This is a genomic window from Marinobacter sp. M3C (assembly GCF_023311895.1).
Lineage (GTDB): Bacteria > Pseudomonadota > Gammaproteobacteria > Pseudomonadales > Oleiphilaceae > Marinobacter.
On record NZ_CP092284.1, the window covers coordinates 1,088,003 to 1,106,409 of the forward strand.

Below are 18,407 nucleotides of genomic sequence, written 5' to 3' on the forward strand. Positions count from 1 at the left end.
AGGCTTTTGCCGGCAAACACCCAGTTGCAGCTCGCTTCCCGGCGAGCGTTATCGTTGCCCGAGCGGGTCCGCAGGTGCTCAGCCATGGTAGCACTGCTGGCGTTTACTTTGGCTTTGAGTGCCTGCTCACGGCCAACAACCCTGCAGCAGATCAAAGCCGAAGGTGTGCTGCATGTCATTACCCGAGTTGCCCCCTCAATTTATTACAAAGGTCGCGACGGCCCCACCGGCTATGACTACGAACTGGTGCAGCTGTTCGCAGAACACCTGGGCGTAGAGCTCCGGATTCGCGTTGCCGAAGACAACACAGAAATTCTATCTGTGCTGGCCCAAGACTTTGCCCACATAGGGTTAGCGGGACTGTCAGGGCAAAAACAGTTCCAGGGTCAGATGCGGGCACTGGCAACCGGTATAGAAGTAGAGTCAGTGGTGGTGTATCACCGCGACTCTTCCAAGCCCGAAGCTCTTGCCGATTTAGCAGACAAACCATTGCATATAGTGGCCGACAGCAATCACGAGCCGCAACTGGAAGAGGCGCGAATCGATGTCCCTCAACTGTCCTGGCAGGTTCACCCGGGCCTGGATGCCGCCGGTTTGCTGGCACGGGTCGAGAGCGGTGAGTTGCCTTACGCGGTGGTGTCATCCAACGAGCTGGCGCTGAACCACGTGTTTTTTCCTGATGTAAAAGAAGCAATACCGCTGGGGCCGCCGCGCGAACTGGCCTGGCTGTTTCCTGCAATGCAGGATCGGTCATTGATTGATGCTGTAGAGCAATTCTTTGGAATGCTTGCCGAAGACGGCACCATGGAGCAGATCACCGAGCGTTTTTACGGTCATCTGGACCGGCTGAACTACGTTGGCGCGTTAACATTTGTGCGCCACACCGAAAAACGCCTGCCGAAATATGAAAGTCTGTTTCGCTCTTATGCAGAGCAATTTGCCATGGACTGGAGGCTTCTGGCGGCCATTGGTTACCAAGAATCCCACTGGCGACCTCGGGCAACCTCGCCCACCGGTGTCCGCGGACTGATGATGCTTACCCGCTCAACGGCAAAATACGTGGGCGTCAAAAATCGCCTCAGCGCCGAGCAGAGTATTCGCGGCGGCGCCAAGTATTTAAATATTGTGCACGACCAGATTCCCGACCGTATTGAGGAGCCCGATCGCACCTGGTTTGCTCTGGCTTCTTACAACGTTGGATTTGGCCACCTGGAAGACGCACGCATACTAACCGAACAGGCAGGAAGGAATCCGGACCGCTGGCTGGATGTAAAAGAGTTTCTGCCACTGCTGACGCAAAAAGAATGGTACAGCCAAACGAAGTTTGGTTATGCCCGCGGCCACGAGCCAGTGATCTATGTACAGAATATCCGCCGCTACTACGATGTGCTGGTGCGCATGACTGAACCCGCCGCAACACCCGATACACTGCTGGCCGATGACCCGCTAACACAGCCTGGCAACGACGGCGAGGTGCTTATGGCCGCACCCGAAATTCAGGCCGCCTTACCTGAGCAATTGACAGACGTACCACCTACGCTGTGATCTTTTGGAGCCCAGTGCCTTTAGCCTCTATGCCGGGTCTACCGCATCCAGCGCAGCATTAATCTGTTCCTGGGTAAATCCGCGGCGATGAAGAAAACGCATCTGGCGCAAGCGTTCTTCCAACTGCCCTCGCAAATCTAATAACCCGAAGCGCTTACGGCGCAGTCGTGCGGCCTGGTCACACCAATCCTGCGAGCTCATTGCCTGCAGAGTCTCAGCATTTTCAGACACGCCACGCTGGCTCAATTCACCCATTATGCGCAGCACACCGTAACCCGCCTCAATACGCTGCCGCGCGTAGGCTTCGGCAAAGCGTTCATCGCTCAGCCAATCCTGCTCTTGGTAGTCATCCAGCACCGTTTCAATGACCGCTTTTGGCAATTGGCGCTGCAACAATTTATGAGTAAGTTCAAGCCGGCTGTGTTCACGCCGGGCCAGTAAGCGCAGCGCCACAGAACGGGCTTTATAATCGTCATCCTGATCATTTTCAGATTTTGCCATCACATCTCTTTCCGCATCGCTTCACAAAACGCTAGACTAGCGCTCGCGTTCTATACGCCGGTAGCTTCGTACCAAGAAATCCAAGCGTCCAGCGCCAACCTAAAACGGGTGCTGAAGAACGGTAGCGGCACACTTTGCCCGACACCGCAGACTGGTATCAACCAGAAAGATACTTTAAGGAAAACACCCATGGCCGCATTTCTTCGCAGATTGTTCAAATTCCGCACAACACAGTTGAGAACACCCGCACGGGCGGTCAGCAAACAACCACAGCAGGCGGAAGCTGCCAAATCCGCAAAAGAAGATCGCGGCGCCCGAATTGCGAAACAGCTGGAGGCCGTACAAGGTATGCCAGCGCAAACAAAACTGGCGGAACTGGCCATTGGCGGGTTAACCGCTGAAGTTCGCAGTCGTGCCGCCATTGGCCTGCGCGACGAAGCGTTGCTGCATGACGTTATCCGCCAGGCCAAAGGCCGGGACAAGGGGGTTTTCCAGATAGTCCGCCAAACACTTCAACAGCTGCGCGACGTTCAAGCCGCACAGAATGAACTGGAAGAAAAACGAAAGCAGCTGATTCAACAAGCGCAGGACCAAGCCCGCAGTGAAGACACCACCCTGTACGAGCCACGCCTGAACACGCTGCTCAAGCAGTGGAAAAGTGTAGAGATTGGCGCCAGTAACGAGCAAATCACCGAATTTCTGAGCGCCACCCACCAATGCCGTGAACGCATTCGCCAAGTGCAGCAACAGCAGCTGAAAGAACAGCAACAGCATGAAAAACTCGACCAGCGCACGCAAACCTTGATGCTACTGGGCGAAACGCTGACCCAATTAGAAACCGACGACACCCGCGAGCCGCCCACCCTGACAGCTCTGGACGCACTGCTGAAAACCCAACACAACCGCTGGCTTGAAGCCAGTGAAAATACCGACGTAAGCGCGCCGGAACAAAGCCGTTACAACACCGCCAGCGCCGCTCTGCGCGCCTATGTAGAAGCACACGAGCGACTTACGCAGGTGCAAGAACAAATTGTCAAGCTGGCGACCAGCGCAGCCCCAGGCGGCGAAACCAAAGATGATGCAGAACTTGGCATCGAGACAGCAGAACAGGCCAAAGCCCTGCTCGCCATACTGGACTGGCCAACGATGTTTCCGCGGCCCGAGCCCGTCATTGTGCTACAGACACTGGCTAAACAGCACAAGAAAGCAGAACCGGTCGAACAGCCAGACCTGGCACGCCAGAACAGCCTGTCAGCAGATCTGGACAGGCTCCTCACGGAGCTTGATTGCGCCCTGGAGAACAAACAGCTGAAGCCCGCCAAGCAGCTGCTGAAAAACGCCCAGCAAATTACCAAAAAACTCGATTCCCGACACCAGAAGCCATTTGCTGCGCGCATGCAATTGCTACAAGGCCAGTGTAATGAACTCAGCGACTGGCAGGGCTTTGCCACCACACCCAAGCAGATCGCACTGTGCGAACAAATGGAACATCTGGCAGAGCAACCTATTGATCCGGAAGCCAAGGCGGCTCACATCAAAGAGCTGCAAGAAGAATGGAAAAGCTTGGGCGGTTCCTCTGACCGGTTGCTGTGGGCCCGCTTCAGGCAGGCATCCGATGCCGCCTACGAACCATGCAAAGCGTACTTCGCCGCAAAATCCGATCTAAAGCACGCCAACCTGGCCACACGCCGACTGATCTGCCAGCAACTGCAGGAATTTGTGACTCAGGCCGACTGGCTTAGTATTGACTGGAAAGCGGCCGAACGTATTCATCAAACTGCACACCAGGAATGGAAGGCCGCATGGCCGGTAGAGTTCCGCGACAATCGTCCGTTACAAAAACAGTTCGACGAATTACTGAAACAGCTGGATGCCAAACTGAACAACGAGCGCCAGCGCAATGAAGCTCTGAAGCAGGCCATTGTTGCCAGCGCCGAAGAGCTGATGAGCGCCGAACCCCTGGCCGACGCCATGGTGCAGGCCAAAGAGCTACAAGGCCATTGGCAGGCTATCGGGATTACCCGTCATCGCGAAGACCGCAAACTTTGGCAGGCATTTCGCCAAGCTTGCGACGCCATTTTTGCCCGTCGTGAACAAGAAAACAGCCGCCAAAAGCAAGCCGCTGTGGCAGTGGATGAGCAAGTAACCAGCATTCTGGAACGCGGCGACCAGGTACTGAGTGCAAGCACAAACAGCGATGAACTCAACGCCATCTGGGCCGAACTGGCCACCTACAACCCACAGGCGCTGTCTACCAGCACCCGCGACCGCTACAACGATGTGCGCCAGCGCTTGCACACGGCCAAACAGCGGCAGGAACTCGTCGCTCGTCTGCAACAATGGACCGGATGCATTCAGGCCCGCGGCCAGGCCCCTATCGATAGAACCGACGTCCCCTTGGAATGGACAAAGTTTAATCAGCTCGATCAGCCCATCGATTTTCAGGAACTGGCTATTCGTACCGAAATACTTGCCGACCAGCCGTCACCCGCGGCAGACCAGCGTAAGCGCATGGAGATTCAGGTGCAGCGCCTGGCACAGAGCATTGGCGCTGCCGAACAATCGGCCAGTCCAATCACCGATGCCGAAAAACTGGTGGCGTTATGGTGCCTGGCTCCGGCCTCCGCCGCGGCCTCCAAAGAGCTCGAACAACGCATGGTGAATGCGCTTGAAAGCTTGGTTTAAGGTTCCTGCGCAAGCAGACATAATCATCCGCATACACCTTTGCGCCGTAATAGTGATGAATAGATTGTCACCTGGCGTAACGGTGCATCTATAGCCAGGCGTGTAGCGCTTGCCTACAATCATTAAACGGGTCGCTGGTTGAACACTTTAGCCACGACCACCAGCATTTAACTCGGTCAGGTAGGTTCTATGTCCATCGTGGAAAGACTGTGCTCACAGCGCGTAGCCCGCAGCAAGCCCGTAAAGGCGTTGGCGCTCGCGATTTCGCTTTCCGTGTCTTTTGGGGCCGTCGCCAGCAGCGAGTCATTCCAAAGCTATCAGCCGGTTGCGCCCACCATCGATCAGGCACGAGCCAACATACTGATTGCAAGGCAACTGCAGTTCACTCATTTTCGCGAATTGCGGGTTAGTGATGATTTGTCTGGCGACATCTTCGACACGTATCTGAAATATCTGGACGGCCAGAAGGTCTACCTGACCCAAGACGATCTGGACGGTTTCGCCGGTATTCGCGATCACTTGGGTTCGGCCCTGCGCACCGGTAAGTTGCAGCCAGGATTCGATATTTACAATCTGGTGCAGAAACGGATCATTGAGCGGTTGCACTTTGCTTTGAACTTACTAGACCAAGGTGTTGGCACTCTGGACTTCAGCAGTAACGACAGCATTTTGCTAGACCGCTCTGACAGCGACTGGATAGCCGATAGCGCCAGGCTAGACGAACTGTGGACCAAACGTATCAAAAACGCTGTGCTCGCCCAACGCCTTAACGGCAGCGACGACGACGCCATAACAGACACGTTGCGGCAGCGTTACGAAGGCCAGCTCAAGCGCGCTTACCAAGCTCGTAGCGAAGATGCGTTTCAGGCCTACATGAACGCCTTTGCCGGCATGTGGGACCCCCACACATCGTATTTTTCACCACGCACCTCTGAAAACTTCAATATTAATATGAGCCTTTCGCTGGAAGGCATCGGTGCCGTGCTGCAAGGCGACAACGAATACACCAAAGTGGTGCGACTGGTTCCCGGCGGCCCGGCGTTCCAGCAAGGACAACTACAACCCGCAGACCGGATTGTATCGGTCACCCAAGAGGGCGAAACGCCGGTCAACGTGATCGGCTGGCGCCTGGATGAAGTGGTCGATCTGATCCGTGGGCCGCGCAACTCCTTAGTTACACTGGAAGTCATTCCGTCTGGCGCGGCCGATGAAACCATCACTAAAGCCATCGCTATTAAGCGCGACCAAGTCAAGCTGGAAGAACAAAGCGCCAGCAAAAAAGTGATAGAGCTCGATCGTAACGGTGAAACCTATAAGGTCGGCGCCATCACCATTCCCACCTTCTACGCCGACTTCCAAGCCATGCAGGCCGGCGATCGCAACTATAAAAGCACCACCCGCGATGTGCGCAGGCTGCTTGAAGAACTTGAGGCTGAAGGTGTTGAAGGATTGGTCATTGATCTGCGCAACAACGGCGGTGGGGCCCTGCACGAAGCCAACGACCTGGTGGGATTATTTATAGACAGCGGCCCAACCGTGCAAATTCGCAACGCCAATAACGACGTGCAGATTCTGAACGATGAAGACCCAGAGGTTGCCTTCAAAGGGCCGTTGGTGGTGCTGGTAAACCGTATGAGCGCATCCGCGTCTGAAATCTTTGCGGGCGCTATTCAGGATTATGGCCGTGGCCTGGTAGTGGGTTCACAAACTTTCGGCAAAGGCACAGTACAAGCTGTTCGGCCGCTGAATCACGGCCAGCTAAAAATCACTCAGTCAAAATTTTACCGGGTTTCCGGCGGCTCAACGCAGCACAAGGGCGTTATGCCCGACATCGAAATTCCGTCGCGCATCGATAATAGCCTTATTGGGGAAGATGCGTTGGACCACGCCCTGCCCTGGGACCAAATTGATCCTGTTGACCACACCCAGTATTTTGACTTCAGCAATATAATTGACGAGCTGCGCCTGCGCCACGATAAGCGCTTTGAAGCCAGCCCCGAATTCAGCTTGCTACAACAGGAAATCGACTTTCTGAAACAGCAGCGCAAGCAGAACTCCGTCAGCCTGAATATGGACGAACGCCAGCAGCAGTATAAACAAATCGAACGCACCCGGCTGACCATCGCCAACGCCCGCCGTGAACTGCTCGGCGAAACGCCATTCGACACCATGGATGAACTGGACGACTGGCAGGACCTGCAGGCGGCCGACCTGAACTCCAATGATGAAGAAACTGATTTCGTTATCCGCGAAGGCGGCCAAATTATGGCGGACATGCTTGAACTGGACCGTCGAACGGCCGCGCTGCCGGCGATGGGCTCGCCCCTGACGGCTAAAGCACAAACTACACAGGCGTCAACCGAGCTGTAACCGGGTTCTAACCGAACGTATGCGCCGTGGCGGCTGATGTGGGATTCAACATCGCTGCCGCCGCGGCGCTGATACCGATTGCCGGCGCGCCCCGTTACCTGCGCCCCGCCCAAAAGGCTGATCCATGACGGCAGAGACTATTATAGCGGCGGATACCCGTATCAACGCCCGCTGGGTGATTCCCATCGAACCTGCGGATCTGGTTTGGCATAACTACGCGGTAATTGTGCAAGGCGGTCATATTGTTGCCGTATTGCCCCAAGCCGAGGCCGACACTCATTATCGCACTCGCGAAACGCTGAATTTACCACATCATGTGCTGATGCCAGGACTGATCAATTTGCACGGCCATGCCGCCACGTCGCTTTTCCGCGGCGTAGCTGACGATATACCGCTAATGACTTGGCTGAACGACCACATCTGGCCATTGGAAGGCGAATTCGTGTGCGAACAGTTTATTGCCGATGGCACTCAGTTGGCCATGGCGGAAATGCTCCGCACCGGCACCACCACATTTTCCGATATGTATTTTTTCCCGGAAATTGCCGCCCAATGTGCCGCTGATGCCGGCATGCGGGCGCAAATCTGCTTTCCGCTGTTAGATTTTCCCACCTGCTGGGGCAGTGGCCCGGAAGAATACCTGCGCAAGGGCGAGCAGTTGATCAACGCCTGGCAGGGCGATGAATTCATTATGCCGGCCATAGGCCCCCATGCGCCCTACACCACTAACGATGACACTCTGGCCGGCGCCGTCGCGCTGCAGAAAAAGACCGGCGTGAGATTGCAGATCCATCTGCACGAAACCGCACTGGAAGTGCAAAACGCCGAGCAGCACTCAGGCCAGCGCCCTGTCAGCCGAATGGCGCAGCTGGGCGTTCTGGGGCCAAACACCCAATGCGTACACATGACCCAAGTTGATGACAGCGACCTTGAGCACCTGTTGCACAGCGGCGCCCACGTTGTTCACTGCCCGGAATCCAATATGAAACTGGCCAGCGGCCAATGCCCCGTGCAGCGCCTGAGCAAGGCCGGTGTTAATGTCGCCATAGGCACCGACGGCGCCGCCAGCAATAACGACCTTGACCTGTTCGGAGAGCTTCGTACCGCAGCAATGATGGCCAAAAATCTGGCTGGTGACCCTGCCGCACTTTCTGCCCATCAGGCACTGCGCATGGCCACTTTGCAGGGCGCAAAGGCCCTGGGCCGGGAACTTGACCTAGGCTCGCTGGAAGCCGGCAAGTGCGCTGATATCATCGCCGTTGATCTCAGCGACCCGTTTTTACAGCCAGTGTACAACCCTGCTTCGCACCTGGTTTATAGCCTGCACGGTCGCGCTGTCAGCCACAGCTGGATCAACGGAGTGCCTCAGGTACAAAATGGCGAACTAACACGCATTGATGTCCCCGACCTTATGCTGCGCGTGGCAGACTGGGGCGAACGCATTGGTCGTTATAAGGCCGACTAAAAAGGCCACGCGACGAGCTTTATATAACTGTATCCAAATCGCATCACCAGGCAGGCAAACATGACTACTCCTAATTCAGGTCGTAATTCAGGTCGTAATTCAGATAACCCTTTAGATTACTCGTCAGATCACTCTTCAAATCACTCGTCAGATTCCAACTTGAAGCGTAATGTGGATCGTAACGAAATCGCCAAATTTGAAGCTCTGGCCAGCCGCTGGTGGGACCCCAGCAGCGAATTCAAACCCCTGCACGACATTAACCCGCTGCGCCTGAACTACATCGACGAACGCGTGTCCCTACCTGGTAAAAAAGTCATCGACATTGGCTGCGGCGGCGGCTTGCTATCAGAAAGCATGGCCCGCCGTGGCGCCCACGTGACCGGTATCGATATGGGCGAAGCACCGCTAAGCGTGGCGCGGCTGCACGGGCTGGAAAGTGGTGTTCAAGTCGACTATCAGAAAATTACCGTGGAAGAACTGGCCCGCGACTCAAAGCACGCAGGCCAATACGACGTTGTTACCTGTCTCGAAATGCTTGAGCACGTGCCAGATCCGGGCTCGGTCATTCGTGCTTGCGCCAGTCTGCTAAAGCCCGGCGGCCATCTGTTTGTGTCCACCATCAACCGCAACCCGAAATCGTTTCTGTTTGCCATTGTTGGGGCTGAATACGTGTTGAGCCTACTGCCCAAAGGCACCCACGAATGGAAAAAATTCATTCGCCCGTCAGAAATGTCAGACCACCTGCGCACTGCCGGCCTGGATATTCGTGAACTGACTGGAATGACCTACAATCTGCTGACCAAGGTGTACAAGCTTGGGCGCAATGTCGATGTCAATTATATGATGCATGCAAAGGATAGCCGTGAAGCCTGAACTGACTCCCTCAGCGGTCCTGTTTGATCTTGACGGCACCTTGATTGACACCGCGCCGGACTTTGTCCGTGTTTTGAACCGCATGCGCATTACCTACGGCCTTAACGAGTTGCCGGTACCGCATATTCGCTGCATGGTGTCGAACGGCGCCCGCGGCATGGTCCGTGTGGGATTTGGGCTGGAGCCGGACGATGACGGCTACCAACAGAAACACACCGAATTTCTAGACCTTTACGAGCAGGGCATGACCATAGACACCTGCCTGTTCGAAGGTATGGACAGCTTGCTGCGCAATTTAGAGCAGCGTGCTATTCCGTGGGGCATAGTGACCAACAAACCGGTGCGTTTTGCTGCGCCCGTGTTGGCGGCCCTGGGCCTGGCGGAGCGCTGTGGCACCTTGATTTGCCCAGACCACGTCAGTCAGCGCAAACCTCACCCGGAACCCATGTTTCTGGCCTGCAAAGAAGTGAATGTAGAGCCGCAAACAGCCATTTACGTAGGCGATCACCAGCGCGACATAGACGCCGGTAACAACGCCGGCATGACCACCATCGCCGTGCGTTACGGTTATATCGAAAAGCCTGAAGAGGCGGATCTATGGGGTTCTCACTATACCGTCGATAGCGTCAGCGAACTCGCAAAGCTGTTACAATAGTTCCCACTACTTAGCAATACCGGCGGGCCAGCAACCTGTCGGGTTTTGTCGTGCATTTTTACCCTAAATGGAGACAGGTCATGCAGAATTACCAGGCCCCCGCCGACCTACTGAAAGATCGCATTATTATGGTCACCGGCGCCGGCAGTGGTATTGGCCGCACAGCGGCTATTGCCTACGCCGCCCACGGCGCAACGGTGATACTTGTCGGCCGCACCGTGTCTAAACTGGAATCTGTGTACGACGAAATTGAAAACGCCGGTTATCCAAAGCCCGCCATCGTTCCCATGAACTTTGATGGCGCCGCCATGAAAGACTACGAAGAACTGGCGATGACCCTGGAAGACAATTTCGGCAAACTTGATGGCCTGCTGCACAACGCCGCTATTTTGGGCGATCGTAGTCCGGTGGAACTGTCTGACCCGGAAAAGTGGGCCAAGGTGATGCAAGTTAACAGCACGGCGCCGTTCCTGCTAAGCCGTGCGATGATACCGTTGCTGCGCAAATCCGGTGATGCATCGATGATCTTTACCTCGTCTAGCGTAGGGCGTTCCGCGCGGGCTTACTGGGGTGCCTATGCAGTATCGAAATTTGCGGTAGAAGGGTTGAGCCAGTTACTGGCCGATGAGCTTGATGACGAGCGGAATAACATTCGCGTTAACACCCTGAACCCGGGTGCTACCCGCACCAACATGCGAGCCCACGCGTACCCGGCGGAAAACCCCCAGCAAAACCCGGCACCGGAAGAATTGATGCCCATCTACCTGTACCTGATGGGCCGCGACAGCGCAGGGATTAACGGCCAGCAACTAGACGCCCAGCCAAAATAATGGAGCTGTTGTTCTACACCACCGCCCAGTGCCACTTGTGTGAGCTTGCAGAGGCGCTACTGGCCAACACCCCCACGCCACAGCCAATACCCGTGAACGTTGTGGACATTGCCCAATCAGAGCAATTGGTTGCCCGCTACGGCACTCGCATACCGGTTTTACGCCGCACCGACACCGGCAATGAACTAAGCTGGCCATTTACCCAAGACCAGCTTCTTAGCTTTTTACAATGAGGTTTGCCTGACATGCTGATGGTTATTTCCCCTGCGAAAACTCTGGATTACAATAGCCCGCTGGCAACCGAACACCATACCCAGCCCGACTTTCTAGAACCAGCACGGGAGCTGATTGACCAGCTCAAAGAGCTGGAGCCGCACCAAGTCAGCAACCTAATGAGCATTAGCGACAAGCTGGGGCAGCTGAACGCCGAACGCTTCAGCGACTGGAGCACACCGTTCACGCCCAGCAATGCACGCCAGGCAATTCTTGCGTTCAAGGGCGATGTTTACACCGGGCTGGATGCCGAAAGCTTTAGTAACAGCGAATTTCAGTTCGCGCAGAAGCACCTGCGCATGCTGTCCGGCCTTTACGGGGTGCTCAAACCGCTCGACCTGATGCAGCCTTACCGCCTGGAAATGGGCACAAAATTTGAAAACCAGCACGGTAAAGACTTGTATGCGTTTTGGGGCGACACCATCACTCAAGAGGTCAATCGCCTGCTAGATGACGACGACGGCGTACTGGTGAATCTGGCGTCTAACGAATATTTCAAAGCGGTGCACAAGAAAAACCTTGAAGGACGGCTGATCACCCCTAATTTTAAAGATCAGAAAAACGGCCAATATAAAATCATCAGCTTTTATGCCAAAAAGGCCCGCGGACTGATGTGCCGCTACGCCATACAGAATGGTATTACCAAGGCCGAAGACCTGAAAAAATTCGACCTTGACGGCTACTACTTCAGCCCCGAGCAGTCTGATGCCAACAACTGGATCTTCCTGCGCGAGGAGCAAACCAAGGCCTGACGTTACGCCTTGGTAGCTAAAGCCCGAATATTCCTTGCTTGGCGTATTTCCAGCCGGAGCACAATTTTCTATTGCTGATTTTAAACTTCTAAGGAGTCTGTTTATGAACGAAGCAGTATTCTCACAAATTTCCATGGCCGTTCTGCTGACTGGTCTTGTGATCTGGATGGGGTTTATTGTCTGGGATCTGGCCAAAAAATCCAAAGCGGGGAAATTCGGCACCTTTATGATGTTTACTATCATGGGTGCGGGCGTACTGGGTTTTGTCATCAAAACCGTGCTGGTTGAAGTCATCCAGATCTAACAGCGCTATCTATTACAGTTGAACGTTTTACAGTTCAGCGTCTACTTCTTATTTTCTACCCGTGCACGATCTGTTTTTGACTCAAGGATGCTTCCAGTATGTGGTTTCGCAATGCCCGTGTTTTTCGTTTTACCAAACCCTTCGATATCACCACGGATGAACTGGAAGAAAAGCTCCAGGCAGACACATTCAAGCCCTGCGGACCTCAAGAAACCACACGCCAAGGTTGGGTAGCGCCACTGGGCAAACACGGCGAGACACTGGTGCACAGCGCCAATGGCTATCACCTGATTGCATTGCGCCGGGAAGACAAAATTTTGCCCGGTTCGGTGATTAAGGAACTGATGGAAGAGCGCGCCGAAGCCATTGAGATCGATCAGGGCCGAAAAGTACGACGCAAAGAAAAAGACGAGCTAAAAGAGCAAATCATGCTGGAAATGCTGCCTCAGGCGTTTTCCAAAAACCGTCGCAGTTTTGCCTATCTGGCGCCGAAAGATGGCGTGATGGTGGTGGATGCAGGCTCGGCCAAACAGGCCGAAGAAATCGCATCGGCGCTGCGCAAAAGCATCGGCTCATTGCCGGTACGGCCACCCGCCGTGGAACAGGCGCCCATCTTCACCTTTACTGGCTGGCTGGACGAATCCATTGATTTACCGGCACAAGTTGAGCTGGGCGATGAATGCGAACTAAAAGACCCAGCGGAAGACGGCGGCGTTGTGCGCTGCAAAGGTATGAACTTGCAGGCGGATGAAATTCAAAACCATCTTCAAGCCGGCATGCAAGTCACCAAGCTGGCCATTACCTGGGACGACAACGTGTCGTTTGTGCTCGACGAAGAGCTGGGCATTCGTCGCCTCAAGTTCGGTGAAACTCTTCAGGAACAGCTGGAAAACGTTGACGCTGACGACGCCCTTGCGAAATTCGACGCCAGTTTTAGCTTGATGACACTGGAACTCGCAAAGCTTATTCCGGGGCTACTCGAAGCTCTGGGCGGCGAAGACCGCTCGGCTTTAATAGATGACGAAGACCGCCCTGCCCCGGTCAGCCAGTAACCCCATAGCGGGCGGCGTGATTTGAAGATCAGTGACCGCCCTTGTTTAACCTTTCCCTCTGCCAGTCTTTTTCCGGTTCGTTCAATACCAAGCTCAGGTCCATCACCTCCTCATCTTGATTGAACTTGATGTGGAAGCCCAGATGCTCGGCCAGGTTCAGCATGGGCCGATTGTCTGGCAGTACATCCCCGACCATTTCCGAGGTACCACGGGCCCGGCAGTAGTCGATCATTTTCCCCATCAGCGTCTTGCCCAAACCTTCGCCCTTCATTTTGTCGTGTACCATCACCGCAAACTCGCAGCGCAAGTTATCTGCGTCGGTCCAGGTGCGCACGGTGCCCAGGGTTTCCTCACCTTTGCCGTCTTCGCGGGGCGCGTTGGCAATGAACACCATCTCGCGGTCGTAATCGATCTGCACCATCTGCGCCACGTCTTCGCGGGAAAAATGTTTGCGATACTGGAAGAACCGATAGCGAATAGACTCCGGTGACTGCAGTTCGTGAAACGCCCGGTGGGCAGGCTCGTCTTCCGCAAGTACTGGCCGAATAATCACACGGCGGCCTGATCTTGGCAGCACTATCCACTCCTCAAGCTCCCGCGGATAAGGCTGAATGATCGGTTTACCCGGCTCGTCAGACAGGTTGATTGCCACATTAACGGCCACCGCGCCTTCGTCGTTAAACAACAACGGCGAAATTTCCAGCCCTTGAATCTCCGGAATGTCGATCACAATTTGCGACAGCGTCACCAGGGTTTCCGACACAGCGCGAATATCGTGCTCCGGTTTCAGACTGTGCTCCTTCAGGAGCTTGTACATATAGGTGCGCCGTAAAAGCTCGCGCGCCAGCACCATATTCAACGGCGGAAATGCAATCTGTCGGTCGGTCATGACGTTGATCTGGGCGCCCGCAGCGCCGCACACGACCAAGGGGCCGAACAGCGCATCACGGGTGATGCCCACGCTGAACTCAATCCCGCCCACATGCTGATAGGAGAACTGCACCGCAAAACCCAAAAAACCGCTTTCTGGGAAATGCTTGCCGTATTCCTCCAACAAGCTCTGACAGCCATCAATAATGGCTGCCTCACTGTTAAGTTTGGGCATGGTGCAGTTGTAGCGCTTCTGATTCGGGCTGTGGGACTGAAACGGATGGCAGGCCTGCTCATGCACCAGGGTAATATCCATGGGCCGACGCTCTACCGAAAAAGCCCCCAGTACCTCATCCACATCGTCACAAAATATCGTGTCTATAGCGCGAACGTTATAATCGCTCAGCACGCTGCGCGCTTCTTCATTGGTCAAATGGTTACGCCCGGCACGCAACGCGTTCACGATCACCCGGCGGGTTGTGCTGTGGTCTGACAAATGATCGGTAAACGATTCCGGGGTTTCTGTCAGCAGGCGCTGCACCCGCTGATGACGCACATGCTGCATGAACGCCATCACCGCTTTTTCCGGGTTAAAGAACGACGGCACGCCGGCGCGATAGAACTCCTCGCGGGAATCCATCACCGTGCTCTGGCCCAGCCAGCAGGTAAACACGTTCAGCCGTGTGCCCTTCATGCCCTGGATCACCGAGTTGGCAATCTCGCGGCTGTCGCCGGTCAGGCTTGGCGCGTACATCACTAACACGTTCGCAAGCTCCGGTTCTTTCGACAAGATTTTCAATACTTTGGCGTAAACTTCCGGCGACGCGTTGTATCCCAGGTCGATAGGATTACGGCGCGTCCAATACGTTGGCAACAGCTCTGCCAACGCCTCAATGGCCGATTCCGATAACGTGGCGAGCTCCCCACCCAGATACGCCAAACGGTCTACCGCCAGCACGCCCGGCCCCACACCGTTGGCCATCATAACCAGCGATTCGCGGCGCAGGGGCTTCATGCGCGTCAGTGTTTCCAGAGCATCAAACATCTGCCCCAGGCCGTCTACACGCAGCACACCGGCGCGTTTGAGCATGGCATCGTAAATAGGGTCGCTGTGTTTGATGCCGGCTGGCAGTTCGTGAACGAACCACTCCGATTCCGGCACCCGGCCAGACTTCAAAGCAATAACCGGTTTTGTGCGCGACGCTACCCGCACCGATGACATAAACCGGCGCGGGTTAGGCACGTTTTCAAGGTGCAGTAAAATCGCGCGAGTGCGGGTGTCTTGGGCCAGATAATCGATAAGGTCGTCGTGGTCGATGTCCATGCCATCGCCCAGAGTCAAAAAATAGGAAAAGCCGACACCGCGGGCAAAGGCCCAATCCAGCACCGCGCTGGCAATGGTGCCCGACTGGCCAACAAACGCCACTCGACCCGGAATCGCCCCCATGTGGGCGTAAGTGGCGTTCAACTTGCGGGCTGGCACCATCAGCCCGATGGTGTTGGGTCCAAGCACTCGAATTCCGCTTTCACGAGCGGCGTCGCGTACCGAATACATCAATGGCCGGCCGGTTTTGCTGTGGCTGCGCGACATACCACCGGTCATCACAATGGCGGTACGCGCACCCGCCGTGCCCAAGCGCCGGATCATTTTCGGCACGGTTTTCGGCGGTGTACAAATAATCGCCAACTCCGGGACAAATGGCATGTCGGCAACACTTTTTGCGCAAGCCACGCCGTGCACGTTCTCGTAATCGCTCGGGTTCAGAACCAGCAGTTTGCCAGGGTAATCGCCGCCCAACAGGTTGCGCAAAACCATACCGCCCAGGTTGTCAGCCCGCTCAGAAGCACCCACCACTACAATAGACTCGGGATTAAACAGACTTTCCAGGTATCGAGTGCTCAAGCGCAGGTTCCTTATGGATCAGGGTCGTCTTGATTAGTGTATCTTAGGCGCTAATAAATGGGTGTAAAACGTCAATTAGCGTAGTTTTGACGAAGATTGAGGTTAGACCAAAGAAAGACCGCAACCGATTTTTTCCTGATATCATAAAAAAAAGACAATATACCAGCGGGGCAGCCAACGTATTATGACAACCGCCTTTTTTTCCCATGACGACTGCAGTAAACACAACATGGGCCCAGAGCATCCAGAACGCCCTGAGCGCATTGCCGCCATTCAGAGTTACCTGGCAGACACCGCATTCGCTCAGGATCTTGACTACGTTCGCCCGGATGAAATTACCCGCGATCAACTGCTGATTGTTCACCCGGAAAGCTATCTAAAGCAGCTCGACATGATGCAGCCAACCCGTGGCCGCGTGTTCACTGACCCAGACACCGCAATGACACCCGACACCCTGCGCGCTGCGCGCCTGGCGGCCGGCGCCAACATTCAGGCGGTTGATATGGTGATGAGCAGCCAGGTCACCAATGCGTTCGTGTGCGCCCGTCCGCCTGGCCACCACGCCGAACGCAGCAAATCCATGGGTTTCTGTTTTTACAACAACGTGGCCTTGGCGGCCATGCGCGCACTGAGCTTTCACCGCCTTGAGCGGGTTGCCATTATTGATTTTGACGTTCACCAGGGCAACGGCACCGTCGACATTGTCGGTGGCGATGAACGCATTCTTATGTGTTCAAGTTTCCAGCACCCGTTTTACCCGCACACTCATGTGCACCGCCAGGCTGAGAACATCATTAATATTCCGCTGCCGGCCGATTGCTCAGCACTGGATTATCGTCACGCCGTGGAAGCTGGCTGGCTGAAACGCCTACAGAACTTCAAGCCACAACTGGTGCTGATTTCCGCAGGATTTGATGCGCACAAGCTGGACCCGATGGGCGAATTCAATCTGGAAACCGAGGATTTTCGCTGGTTGACCGAGATGCTGGCGAGCGTTGCCAAAGACCACGCCAATGACCGGATTATCTCAACACTGGAAGGTGGGTATCACCTGAAGGCTCTTGCGGAAAGCGTGGCCACCCATCTTGAAGTACTGCACGCGGTAAAGTGAATCCGCGCCGGCCTTGTGCGCCGTTGTTAACCGGCGCCATTAAGCGGCACTCTATTAACCAGCACCAGGCTTAGGTGTAGCACTGGCCTGCTGCCATTCTGTGCTATCGCCCTCGCGCTCCATTCGAATAACAACGCGCCGGTCTTGCGCCGGGTTGCCTGACGCAGCAAATTGGTCACCGTGGGCGCGCACAACAATTTTGCTTTCTGGGACACCCTGGCTTTTCAGATAGCCCGCCACTGCCTCGGCGCGATCCTTTGCCAGCTCCCGGTTATCAATCCGGCTTCCCGTTCTGTCGGTATGACCGTCCACCAATACCGTAGTTACCGTCGAATCGGCCAGCACATAGGCCACAACCTTATCGAGGCTGCGCCTGTCTGCATCGTTCAATGCCACGCTGGCCGAAGAGAACAGAATCCGAGAACCCTGCAACTGATCAAAATTGGCCGGCAACAGATTACCCGCGCAGGCGCGATATCCTTGAAATGGCGAAGCGAAGTTGATGTTCGACACGTGCACCCGCACCGGTTGAGTGTTGAACCAGGACTGCCGGGTAAGCGTCGGCGAGAGACCGTCCAGCAAGCCATAGGCAACCTGCATACTCTGGACAGCGCTTAATACGACCGCACTGCGGCCTTCCGGAACCGTAACCAGGCCCAGTGGTCTCGGCGCAACGCCCGGGCGCCAGCTTGGCGCTTCGACCACCAACATCCCTCTGCCGGGGCGCATTAGCGGCGTGTCGGCTTCCAGCGAAAAAAGCAGGCTTTCACCCGCGCGGTGGCGGAAGGTTGCGCGACCATAGCCGGGCACCTGGTGCACCAGCGCACACTCAAAGACCGACTCTGACAAATACCACTGGCTATTTTCGATGCCCGCGCCAAAACTGGTTGCCAGCGCAGACGCGCTCAGTAAAGGGCAAGCCATTAAGGCTGCCGGCAAACAACGGGTCAACAATTGCATTCGCAACGTCATCGATCACTACCTTTGGGGACTTCATGGCCACACTGGGTGACCGTTCAACACTCGGTTTCCTTAGGTATCGGCCAGTCGCTTTGCATCTTTAGGTCACCGTCCATTTTTATGATGCGGCTGTTGCCATCGCGACCCGTTCAGTAAAACAAACCGCACAACCTTCTGTTATACTTCTGCGAATTTTTCGGCGCCGCCGCGTATCTTTCGCGCAGTGCATCTTTTTTCACCTTTTGCATCTTTCACGTT

General features: G+C 55.3%; 15 protein-coding genes. 12 read left to right on the forward strand and 3 right to left on the reverse strand.

All coding sequences use genetic code 11. The features are described 5' to 3' along the window. Positions 1-84 precede the first annotated feature (84 nt). A complete protein-coding gene (mltF, locus tag MIH18_RS04920) occupies positions 85-1,545 on the forward strand; it encodes a membrane-bound lytic murein transglycosylase MltF (protein ID WP_249008335.1) in 1,461 nt (486 codons plus the stop codon). Between the two features lie 27 nt (positions 1,546-1,572). Here the strand turns inward: mltF and MIH18_RS04925 are convergent, their stop codons facing one another. Beyond that, on the reverse strand, positions 1,573-2,046 hold the full coding sequence (locus tag MIH18_RS04925) for a regulatory protein RecX (RefSeq protein ID WP_249008334.1): 474 nt from the start codon (positions 2,044-2,046) through the stop codon (positions 1,573-1,575). 189 nt (positions 2,047-2,235) lie between these two features. Here MIH18_RS04925 and MIH18_RS04930 point away from each other — a divergent pair, with 189 nt between their 5' ends. The 10 genes from MIH18_RS04930 (at position 2,236) to rdgC (ending at position 13,305) form a co-directional block, all read left to right on the forward strand. Continuing rightward, positions 2,236-4,731, forward strand: a complete 2,496-nt coding sequence (locus MIH18_RS04930; protein ID WP_249014054.1) for a DUF349 domain-containing protein — start codon at positions 2,236-2,238, stop codon at positions 4,729-4,731. 189 nt (positions 4,732-4,920) lie between these two features. Then, positions 4,921-7,101: a carboxy terminal-processing peptidase gene (locus tag MIH18_RS04935; RefSeq protein WP_249014055.1), complete on the forward strand. Its 2,181-nt coding sequence runs from the start codon at positions 4,921-4,923 to the stop codon at positions 7,099-7,101. A gap of 124 nt (positions 7,102-7,225) precedes the next feature. Next, positions 7,226-8,566, forward strand: coding sequence for a TRZ/ATZ family hydrolase (locus MIH18_RS04940; protein WP_249014056.1), 1,341 nt, complete (start codon positions 7,226-7,228; stop codon positions 8,564-8,566). Between the two features lie 60 nt (positions 8,567-8,626). After that, positions 8,627-9,439 (forward strand): bifunctional 2-polyprenyl-6-hydroxyphenol methylase/3-demethylubiquinol 3-O-methyltransferase UbiG, encoded by an 813-nt coding sequence (gene ubiG, locus MIH18_RS04945; protein WP_249014057.1) that lies wholly within the window; start codon positions 8,627-8,629, stop codon positions 9,437-9,439. Further along, positions 9,429-10,094, forward strand: a complete 666-nt coding sequence (locus tag MIH18_RS04950; protein ID WP_249014058.1) for an HAD-IA family hydrolase — start codon at positions 9,429-9,431, stop codon at positions 10,092-10,094. The genes ubiG and MIH18_RS04950 overlap by 11 nt, the downstream gene beginning before the upstream one ends. 80 nt (positions 10,095-10,174) lie before the next feature. Next, entirely contained in the window at positions 10,175-10,924 is a 750-nt protein-coding gene (locus tag MIH18_RS04955) for a YciK family oxidoreductase (protein ID WP_249014059.1), read from the forward strand. Next, a complete protein-coding gene (locus MIH18_RS04960) occupies positions 10,924-11,157 on the forward strand; it encodes a glutaredoxin family protein (protein WP_249008327.1) in 234 nt (77 codons plus the stop codon). The genes MIH18_RS04955 and MIH18_RS04960 overlap by 1 nt, the downstream gene beginning before the upstream one ends. A gap of 12 nt (positions 11,158-11,169) precedes the next feature. Next, a complete protein-coding gene (gene yaaA / locus MIH18_RS04965) occupies positions 11,170-11,949 on the forward strand; it encodes a peroxide stress protein YaaA (RefSeq protein ID WP_249014060.1) in 780 nt (259 codons plus the stop codon). Positions 11,950-12,052: 103 nt separating this feature from the next. Beyond that, positions 12,053-12,253, forward strand: coding sequence for a DUF2788 domain-containing protein (locus MIH18_RS04970; protein WP_007349671.1), 201 nt, complete (start codon positions 12,053-12,055; stop codon positions 12,251-12,253). A 98-nt stretch (positions 12,254-12,351) separates the two neighbouring features. Continuing rightward, a complete protein-coding gene (gene rdgC, locus MIH18_RS04975) occupies positions 12,352-13,305 on the forward strand; it encodes a recombination-associated protein RdgC (RefSeq protein WP_249014061.1) in 954 nt (317 codons plus the stop codon). A gap of 28 nt (positions 13,306-13,333) precedes the next feature. On the opposite strand, the gene MIH18_RS04980 is transcribed toward rdgC, so the two are convergent. Then, entirely contained in the window at positions 13,334-16,078 is a 2,745-nt protein-coding gene (locus MIH18_RS04980; RefSeq protein WP_249014062.1) for a bifunctional acetate--CoA ligase family protein/GNAT family N-acetyltransferase, read from the reverse strand. A gap of 184 nt (positions 16,079-16,262) precedes the next feature. Between MIH18_RS04980 and MIH18_RS04985 the strand changes: the two genes are divergently transcribed. Next, on the forward strand, positions 16,263-17,189 hold the full coding sequence (locus MIH18_RS04985) for a histone deacetylase family protein (RefSeq protein ID WP_249008323.1): 927 nt from the start codon (positions 16,263-16,265) through the stop codon (positions 17,187-17,189). Positions 17,190-17,243: 54 nt separating this feature from the next. Here MIH18_RS04985 and MIH18_RS04990 read toward each other — a convergent pair whose 3' ends face one another. Continuing rightward, entirely contained in the window at positions 17,244-18,161 is a 918-nt protein-coding gene (locus MIH18_RS04990) for an OmpA family protein (protein ID WP_249008322.1), read from the reverse strand. Positions 18,162-18,407: the final 246 nt, after the last annotated feature.